The organism is Geminicoccus flavidas (assembly GCF_009806515.1).
Classification (GTDB): Bacteria; Pseudomonadota; Alphaproteobacteria; order Geminicoccales; family Geminicoccaceae; genus Geminicoccus; species Geminicoccus flavidus.
Genome location: NZ_WUJP01000812.1, coordinates 1 through 8,476, shown reverse-complemented (window position 1 = coordinate 8,476; position 8,476 = coordinate 1). Strand labels below are relative to the sequence as shown.

Genomic DNA, 8,476 nt, shown 5'->3' with positions numbered 1-8,476 from the left:
CCGGCCGCCCGCCGGCTGAGCTGACGGCGTTGTAGGCGCCACGGAACTTGAAGCTGCCGGTGCGCTGTAGGCATTCCGCCTTGACCAGCAGGCGCCCGCCGAGCCGAGCGTTCAGCAGCGGGCTTTCCAGGAGCGGGGTGCGGACGGCCAGCCCGTCCAGGCGGGCAGAAGCCGCCTGGATCTGGTCGATCGAGAGCGGCAGGTCGTCTTCGAGCGGCACGAGCATCTCCGGGCGCTGGCGGTCCGGCCGCCGCGACCGGGGCGGGAGTGCCGCCGGTCAGGACGAGCCGATCAGGAGGGGTTGCCGTGGCCGGGCGCGAACGGATGACCCGCCACCTCCGCATTCCAGCCGAAGCGGAGCCGGTACACGTTGCGCCCCTCCAGGACGCGCTGAACATAGTTCCGGGTCTCGGTGAACGGAATGAGTTCCATCCAGTCGACCAGCCGGTGCAGCCCCTTGCCGCGCGGGTCGCCATAGCGGGCGATCCAGTTGTCCACCCGCTTGGGACCCGCATTGTAGGCGGCGATCGCCATGGCCGGCTCGCCCCACCGGCCAAGCTGCTCCTCCAGATAGGTCCGGCCGAGAGTGACGTTGTAGCCGGGGTCGGTCAGGAGCCGCACGTCGGCGTAGGGCATGCCCTGCTTGCGGGCCATCGCTTTGGCCGTGCCGGGCATGAGCTGGAGCAGGCCCAACGCGCCTGCCGGGCTCTGCGCCCGCGGGTAGAACTGGCTTTCCTGGCGGGCGATCGCGGTGAGCAGCGCCGGATCGACCGCCGAGCCTTCGGCCAGCGCCACGTAGGGCGGGGCAGGGAAGGCGGCCGCAGCGTTCAGACTGCCGCCGCGCTGGGCCAGCCGCGCGGTCTGCACCACTGTGTCCAGCCGGTGGCAGTCCGTGGCGAGGCTGGCCACCTGGCCCAGCACCACGGGCTCGTCCAGTGCTTGGTTGGCCAGGTGGCTCAGGATCGCGCCGGCCTGCACGTCGCCGCCATTGGCACACAGGAGCCGTGCCAGGCGGACCAGCCGCAGTTCCTGGAACGCGGCACTCTCCGACTTGTCCGGCTCGGGAAAGCCCAGCTCCGGCAATTGCAGTGGCCTGCCGCTTTCCAGCCAGGCGAGCTGGCCATAGAAGGTCGTCCCGTACGCCGCCGCGGAGCGCCAGCTCGCATCCGCCGCCTCCGTGGCTCCCCTCGCGGCCTGCGCCCGGCCGGCCCAGTACCTGCCCCGGGCGACGCTGATGGGCGACGACACCTCGGCGGCCATCGCGCTGAAATGGGCTGCTGCGTCCTTGGGCCGGTCCAGGAAGCTCAAGGCCAGCCAGCCAGCCAGCCACTCGGCGTCGGCATAGCTGGGATGGTCCTTGGGCTGCCGATGGGTTGCCGCCAGTCGGTAGGCCTCCTTGAACGCGCCGACATCGATCCGGTCGCGGATCTGGATGTGCCGCTCGCGCCACCAGGCCGCCGGCTGGCTTTCCGCATCCCGGGTCAGCAGCAGCAGGAGCTCGCGGGCGCGTGCGTCCCGCCCATCCTTGCGGGCCCGCTCGATCCGGTCGAGGCTGAGGCCGGGATCAGCCTTAAGGGCGTCCGGCACCCTGGCCACCGCTCGGTCGATGCCGCTGGCCCCCGACTGGAGCAGGATCCGCGCCTCGGTCAGGCGCTGCCGCCCCTGGTCCAGGCGCCTGGCCTGCCGGCGTGCCTCCTCCCATGCCCCGGCGGCCAGCAGATTATCCAGCCGCAGGCGGTCCTGGTCCCTGGTGAGCAGGCGGCCGAGCCTGGCGAGGAAGTAGCGCTCCTCGGCAGCGCTGAACCGTCCCTCCACCCAGGCTTTGCCCGCCACGGCAGCGGCGGCCTCCTCGTCCGTGCCGAGCAGGGCGATCGCCAGCCGGGTGCGGCCCTGGCGGGTCACCGGCTCGTGATCGGCGAAGAATGCCAGTACAGTCGCGTCATCCACGCTGCCGTCCAGCGCATCCTCCGCCCGGGCCCGGACGCGGGGCAGGGCCGGCCAGTCCGCCTCCGTCGCCAGGAAGCTCCGGAAGCGCTTGAAGCCCGGCACGGGCGTGGCATCGCGCAGCTCGCGCCAGTCCACATACTCTTCCAGCAGCGCGCCGCCGGCCTCCTCGGCCTTGGCCCGCGCCCAGGCGAAGTGGCCGGCTTCCACCGCGCGCAGCACGTCCGCCACCGAGACGGCGGCCTGCGCCGGCAAGGCCGCCGCCAGGGCCAGCCCCGCCAGCAGCAGCCCCGCAATGCGGCGGGGCGGTGTCGGGCGACGGGCCGCTGCTGGCCGAAGGGCGGTCGAGGCAGTCGGCTGGGACAGGCACATCGTCGATCGTTCCGGCGCAGGTCTCGCCCCGGCTTGCCGGGGGTAGCAGGGAAAGACTATCGTGCAACTAGGACACTGCTCCAAGCCAAACTGCCAAAAGGTTGAGAATGATGTTTCGTGGCTCCATCGTCGCGCTAGTGACGCCGTTCCGTGACGGCGCCGTCGACGAGAAGGCGCTGCGCGACCTCATCGAATGGCACATCGATTCGGGCACGCACGGCTTCGTCCCGGTCGGCACCACCGGCGAGAGCCCGACGCTCAGCCATGACGAGCATGAACGGGTCGTGGAGCTGTGCATCGAGGTGGTGGCTGGGCGGTGTCCGGTCATCGCCGGCGCCGGCTCGAACTCCACCGCCGAGGCGATCAGCCTCACCCGCCATGCCCAGCGGGCGGGCGCCGATGCGGCGCTGGTGGTCACGCCCTACTACAACAAGCCGACCCAGGCCGGCCTGTTCGCCCACTACCGGGCGATCCACGACGCGACCGACATCCCGATCATCATCTACAACATCCCCGGCCGCAGCGTGATCGACATGACCCCGGAAACCATGGGCCGGCTGGCGGAGCTGCCGCGGATCATCGGGGTGAAGGACGCGTCCAACGACATCGCCCGCCCGCTGCTCACCGAGGCCACCTGCGGCAGCGACTTCCTCCAGCTGTCCGGCGAGGACGCCAACATCGTGGCGTTCCTCGCCCATGGCGGCCATGGCTGCATCTCGGTGACGGCGAACGTGGCGCCCAAGCTGTGCGCCGAGCTGCACGATGCGTTCGCGGCCGGTCGGGCCGACGAGGCGCTGCGGATCCACCGGCGGCTCCTGCCGCTGCACGAGGCGCTGTTCTGCGAAAGCAGCCCGGCGCCGACCAAGCATGCCCTGGCCAGGCTCGGCCGCTGCTCGGGCGAGCTGCGTCTGCCGCTGGTTGAGCCGCAGCCTGGCTCGAAGGAGCGGATCGACGCGGCCCTGCGCGTGGTCGGCCTCATCAACTAGAGAAGATTGCGTTGGCCAAGAAGCTGGAAGGCCGCAAGGTCGTCGCGCAGAACCGCAAGGCCCTGCACGAGTACTTCATCGACGAGCGCTACGAGGCGGGCCTGGTCCTGAGCGGGACCGAGGTGAAGTCGCTGCGCGAAGGCCGCTCCACCATTGGCGACGCCCATGCCGGGGAGATGCAGGGCGATCTGTGGCTATTCAACGCCTATATCCCCGAGTTCCACGGCGGCAACCAGTTCAACCACGAGACGCGCCGGCCGCGGAAGCTCCTGATGCGGCGCCGGCAGATCGAGAGCCTGAAGGGCGCTGTCCAGCGCAAGGGCCTGACCGTGGTGCCGCTCTCGATCTACTTCAACGAGCGCGGCTGGGCGAAGGTCGAGCTGGGCCTGGCGCGCGGCAAGAAGCTGGTCGACAAGCGTGCCAGTGAGAAGGAGCGCGACTGGCAGCGCGACCGCCAGCGCCTCCTGCGCGAGACGCACAAGTCCGGGGACTAGCGCGGTTCCGAACAGCCGGGCCGTTAACCTTTGCGAAAGAGACCAGGGCGTATGGTGCCTCCGGCAGTTCCAGCGGAGGCATCGTTCGCGCATGTTCGCCATCATCGGCCTCGTCCTGGTCTTCGTGATGATCTTCGGCGGCTATGCGCTGGCCGGCGGCAAGTTCGGCCTGATCATCAAGGCGGCGCCGTTCGAGCTGATGATGATCGGCGGCGGCGGGGCCGGCACCTTCCTGCTCGCGAACGGCTCGCCGGTCGTCAAGGGTACGCTGCGTGACCTGAAGCGGGTGTTCTCCGGGCCGAAATGGAAGAAGGACGACTATCGCGACCTGCTCTGCCTGATGTTCACCATCGTCAAGCTGCTCAAGACCAAGGGCGTGCTGGCGCTGGAACCGCATGTCGACAATCCGCATGAGAGCGCCCTGTTCGGCCGCTATCCCAAGATCCAGCACGACCATTTCGCCTGCGACTTCATCGCCGACACCGTTCGGATGATGACGATGAGCCTGGACGACCCGATGCAGGTCGAGGACAGCATGAACCGGCAGCTGAAGAAGCATCACACCGAGCAGCTGACGAACTCCGGGGCGCTGCAGACCATGGCCGACGCCTTCCCGGCGCTGGGCATCGTGGCCGCCGTGCTAGGCATCGTGAAGACGATGGGGGCGATCGACCAGCCGGTCGACATCCTGGGCAAGATGATCGGCGGTGCGCTGGTCGGTACCTTCCTCGGCATCTTCCTGTCCTACGGGATGTTCGCGCCGATGGCGTCGCGCATGGCGCAGACCTTCGAGGAGGATGGCCAGTTCTACGCGATCATCCGCGACTGCCTGGTGGCCTACCTGCAGGGCCATTCGGCGCCGGTGGCGATCGAGCTCGCCCGCGGCAGCGTACCGACCCATCTCCAGCCGAACTTCCACGCCGTAGACGAGCTGCTGCAGCAGCTCCCGGCCGATCCGCTGATGGCCTGAGCATCTATGGCCGGCAAGCGCGAGGGGCGGGTTGTCGTCCGCAGGGTGATCGAGGGCGGCCATGGCGCCCACCATGGCGGTGCCTGGAAGGTCGCCTATGCGGACTTCGTCACCGCGATGATGGCCTTCTTCCTGCTCATGTGGCTGCTGGGCACGACCAGCCAAGCGAAGCTCGAGGGGCTGGCCGAGTACTTCACCGATCCCAGCTCGCTCAGCCGGCTGCCGCCCGGCGGCGACCCCGGCATCCTCCGCGGCACCAGCGTCATGGAGCCGAGCTTCATCGAGGCGCCCCCGGCCTCGCCGTTCGACACGGCGCCCCTGGCACCACGGGGCGAAGCGGCTGAGAGCGAGCTGGCGGAAGAGTTGGTGGCGGCCTTCGCGCCGGTGGGCGAGGCCGTGCTCGACAATATGCGGGTCGAACGGGCGGAGGAGGATGCGGTGCCGTCGGTCGCGCAGGTCGAGGCCCGCCTGCGCCAGGCGCTGGCGGAGCGCTCGGATCTGGGCGGGCTGCGCGAGCAGCTGGAGGTAACGCGCACGCCGGAAGGCTTGCGCATCGAACTGCTCGATCGGGAAGGCAGCGCGATGTTCGCCTCGGGCAGCAACCAGCTCTCCCCGGAGGCACGGCGGCTCCTGGAACTGGTGGCCGCTGCCATCGCGAGCAGTGGCGACCGGCTGTCGATCCGCGGCCATACCGATTCCCGCCCGTTCACCAGCGGGTCCGGCAGCGACAACTGGCTTCTGTCCTCCGACCGCGCCAATGCTACCCGGCAGGCCCTGGTGGCGCTGGGCCTCCCGTCTGCGAGGATCGCCGAGGTCATCGGCAAGGCGGACACCGAGCCGCGTCTGCCGGAGCGCCCGGACGACCCCGGCAACCGGCGGATCTCGATCCTGCTGTTGCCGGCCCCGGCGCCAGCCGCGGCCCAGGCACGATCCGACGGAAACGGAACGCAGCGGTGAGCGCCAGCGCACGACTGATGGGGGCACCGTGCTGGGAGCCTGTCGCGCCAGCCCGTCCCGGATGATGCGGCTTCGCTAGAGCGTGTTACGGATCGAGGTGAAGAGAGTTGTAGTCCTGACGAGTAAGAGGATGACGACGGCCAACTGCGGACCTGCAACGTCCATCGAGGTTGCTAAATCGTGGGTGGGACGGCGAAATCGCGAGGGCTACATGAATCTCGGCTCGACAACGCCTCTGCGCGGAAGGAGCGCGAAGCCGTGCCGGGGACGCGGGCGGCTGACGACCTTGAAGCGGGTGTCGTGTGCTTGGGTGGCCGCGGGCAGGCTTCGCCGGTATGGCCGTTGCGGACCTAGGCGGGTCCTGCGCATAGGCCGGGATGCCGCGCCAGCAGATGGCCGAGGGTGTCGACTGCAGCATGCAGCTTGGAGTGCTACTGCCGGTTGGCGCCGTCATCGCCTGTTGGGCCGCCGCTCTTGGATGTGGAGCGACGCGATATGGCTGTCGAGTGCCGCGGCCCTCGTTTGGTGGCACTTTCCCCCGGCCAGCCACAGCACGGCGCGCAGGTCCCACGCCATGAGGTCGGACACGCCCCCTGCCAGCCAGCGCGATGCCTGCTCGCAGGCTCCGTGTCCTTGCAGCGCTGCTGACCTCGCGCCGTGATTCGATGCTCCGCATCGATGACAGGCCGGTGTCGTCCGTCGCAACCCGTCACCGACACAGGTCGCGTCCGCTGCTGCCCGGCATTCGCGGGCAGCAGCGGCAGATGGGGCACGGCCAGCGCCCGCTCCTGTCGGTCGGGTGGCGATAATGCCATGGTTCATCCGACCTGCCTCACGGTCCGGGCTGCCTGCTGTTCCATGACACGCTCTGTTTCGCAGCCGGCGGTGACGGGACGGCCGGATCCTGGTAGGCCATCGGGCATGAGCGATGCGATCGACGACTATCTCCGCCATGTGGCCGCGCATGCGGCGCGGCTGGCGGGGCCGGGGCGGGCGGAGCTGGAGGCGGTGGGCCAGGCCTGTCTGCAGGCGGTCCTGCGCGACCGTACTGTCTGGCTGATGGGTACCGGGCATGGCCAGTGCCTCGCCCTGGAGCTGCACCATCGTGCCGGCACGCCGGCCTGCTTCGTGCCGATGGCGTCACCGGTCCTGGCGTTTGCCGAGGGAGCCGCCATGGAGACGGTGCTGGAGCGGCAGGCGGCGCTGGCGCCGGCGCTGGTCGAGCGGCACGACTGGCGTGAAGGCGACGTGCTGATCGCGATCTCGTCGAGCGGGACGACGCCGCTCACGGTGGAGGTGGCGCGGCTGGCAAAATCGCGCGGGCTGGTGGTGGTGGCGCTGGGCTCGCCGGCCTGCGCGGCGACGCGGCCGGAGCGGGCGTCCCTGTTCGCTCTGGCCGACTACGTGCTGGACAATGGCGCGCCGGAAGGTGACGCGGTGGTGGCACTGGGCGACGATCTACGCGTCGGTGCCTTCTCGAGCGTTGGCGGGGCGATGATCCTGCAGCTTCTGGCGGTGCGGCTGGCCGTGCTGCTGCAGGAGCAGGGCGTGGCACCGCCGGTCTGGCACGCATCGGCACTGCCAGGCTCGGATGCGCACAACGACCGGCTGGCCGCCGTCTGGCGCGGGCGCAACCGGAGCCTCTGAACCGGGAGGACATGGCATGGCCGACGGCACCCTGATGGCAGCGGAGGCGGCCAGCGCCCCCGACCGGGTCGCCCGGCTGGTCCGGGACGAGGCGGGTGCCATTGCGGCCGTCGCGGCGGCATTGGCAGAATCTCCGCCCGTCCTCGCGGTGACGGTGGGCCGCGGCAGCTCCGATCATGTCTGCACCTTCGCCGCCTGGAGCTTCGCCCGCTGGTTGGGGCTGCCCTGCATGTCGCTGCCTCCGTCCCTGATCACCAGGGAAGCGGCACCGCTGCGGGTGCAGGACGCGCTGCTGCTGGCGGTTTCCCAGTCCGGCCGGGGTGCCGACGTGGTCGAGGTCACGGGCTGGGCAGGACGGGCCGGCGCCTGCACCGTGGCGCTGGTGAACGATCCGGCCTCGCCCCTGGCCCAGGCGGCCCGGTTGGTGCTCGACCAGCAGGCAGGCCCGGAGGAGAGCGTCGCGGCGACCAAGTCGGTGATCTGCTCCATGGCTGCGGTGCAGGCGCTGACTGCCGCCCTGGCCGGCCAGCCGGCACTGCATTCCGCCCTGGCGCGCCTGCCGGACGATCTGGCCGGAGCGGCGGGCAGGGCGGACCACCTGCCGATCGAGAAGCTGGCCCGGGCGCGCAACGCTTTCGTGCTCGGCCGTGGTGCCGGGCTCGCCGCTGCCCTGGAGATCGCCCTGAAGCTGAAGGAGACCTGCGGGCTGTTCGCCGAGGCGCTATCGGCCGCCGAGGTGCGTCATGGCCCGCGCGAGGTGGTGGGCCCGGGCTTCCTGGTGCTGGCCATCGCCCTGCCCGACTTGGGCGAGCCGGATGTCCGGGCGGCGTCGGCCGAGCTGGCCCAGCAGGGTGCCGACATCCTGACGCTCGGCACCCGCCCGGACGACGACTGGATCCTCCCGCCGATCGATCCGGTCAACGCACCCTTGGCTGCGCTGCAACTGGCCTACCCGGCCATCGCCCGCGCCGCCCAGGCACGCGGCCGCGACCCGGACCGGCCGCGCACCTTGTCCAAGGTTACCAGCACCTTCTGATACCCACCCTGCGAGGAGCTGCTCCGAGGGTCTGGTTGGCCAAAGGCATGGCAAGCGGTGGGCTGGCGGC

General features: G+C 70.3%; 8 protein-coding genes. 6 read left to right on the top strand and 2 right to left on the bottom strand.

The window, feature by feature from the left end:
• Together EQG76_RS23355 and EQG76_RS23350 are read right to left on the bottom strand one after the other, a co-directional pair.
• The coding region (locus EQG76_RS23355; RefSeq protein ID WP_235031526.1) for a pyridoxal-phosphate dependent enzyme at positions 1-220 on the bottom strand (220 nt) is incomplete at its 3' end.
• A gap of 71 nt (positions 221-291) precedes the next feature.
• Complete coding sequence (locus tag EQG76_RS23350) at positions 292-2,316, bottom strand: lytic transglycosylase domain-containing protein (protein ID WP_159716768.1); 2,025 nt, start codon at positions 2,314-2,316, stop codon at positions 292-294.
• Positions 2,317-2,426: 110 nt separating this feature from the next.
• On the opposite strand from EQG76_RS23350, the gene dapA reads away from it, so the two are divergent.
• The 6 genes from dapA (at position 2,427) to EQG76_RS23320 (ending at position 8,406) form a co-directional block, all read left to right on the top strand.
• Entirely contained in the window at positions 2,427-3,302 is an 876-nt protein-coding gene (gene dapA, locus EQG76_RS23345; protein ID WP_159716772.1) for a 4-hydroxy-tetrahydrodipicolinate synthase, read from the top strand.
• 11 nt (positions 3,303-3,313) lie between these two features.
• On the top strand, positions 3,314-3,796 hold the full coding sequence (gene smpB / locus EQG76_RS23340; protein WP_159716766.1) for an SsrA-binding protein SmpB: 483 nt from the start codon (positions 3,314-3,316) through the stop codon (positions 3,794-3,796).
• A 91-nt stretch (positions 3,797-3,887) separates the two neighbouring features.
• Entirely contained in the window at positions 3,888-4,766 is an 879-nt protein-coding gene (gene motA, locus EQG76_RS23335) for a flagellar motor stator protein MotA (RefSeq protein ID WP_159716764.1), read from the top strand.
• Between the two features lie 6 nt (positions 4,767-4,772).
• A complete protein-coding gene (locus EQG76_RS23330; RefSeq protein ID WP_159716762.1) occupies positions 4,773-5,723 on the top strand; it encodes a flagellar motor protein MotB in 951 nt (316 codons plus the stop codon).
• Positions 5,724-6,644: 921 nt separating this feature from the next.
• A complete protein-coding gene (locus EQG76_RS23325; RefSeq protein ID WP_159716760.1) occupies positions 6,645-7,370 on the top strand; it encodes a sugar isomerase domain-containing protein in 726 nt (241 codons plus the stop codon).
• Between the two features lie 16 nt (positions 7,371-7,386).
• Positions 7,387-8,406 carry an SIS domain-containing protein gene (locus EQG76_RS23320; RefSeq protein ID WP_159716758.1) on the top strand — a complete coding sequence of 340 codons (1,020 nt, stop codon included), beginning with the start codon at positions 7,387-7,389 and terminating at the stop codon, positions 8,404-8,406.
• Positions 8,407-8,476: the final 70 nt, after the last annotated feature.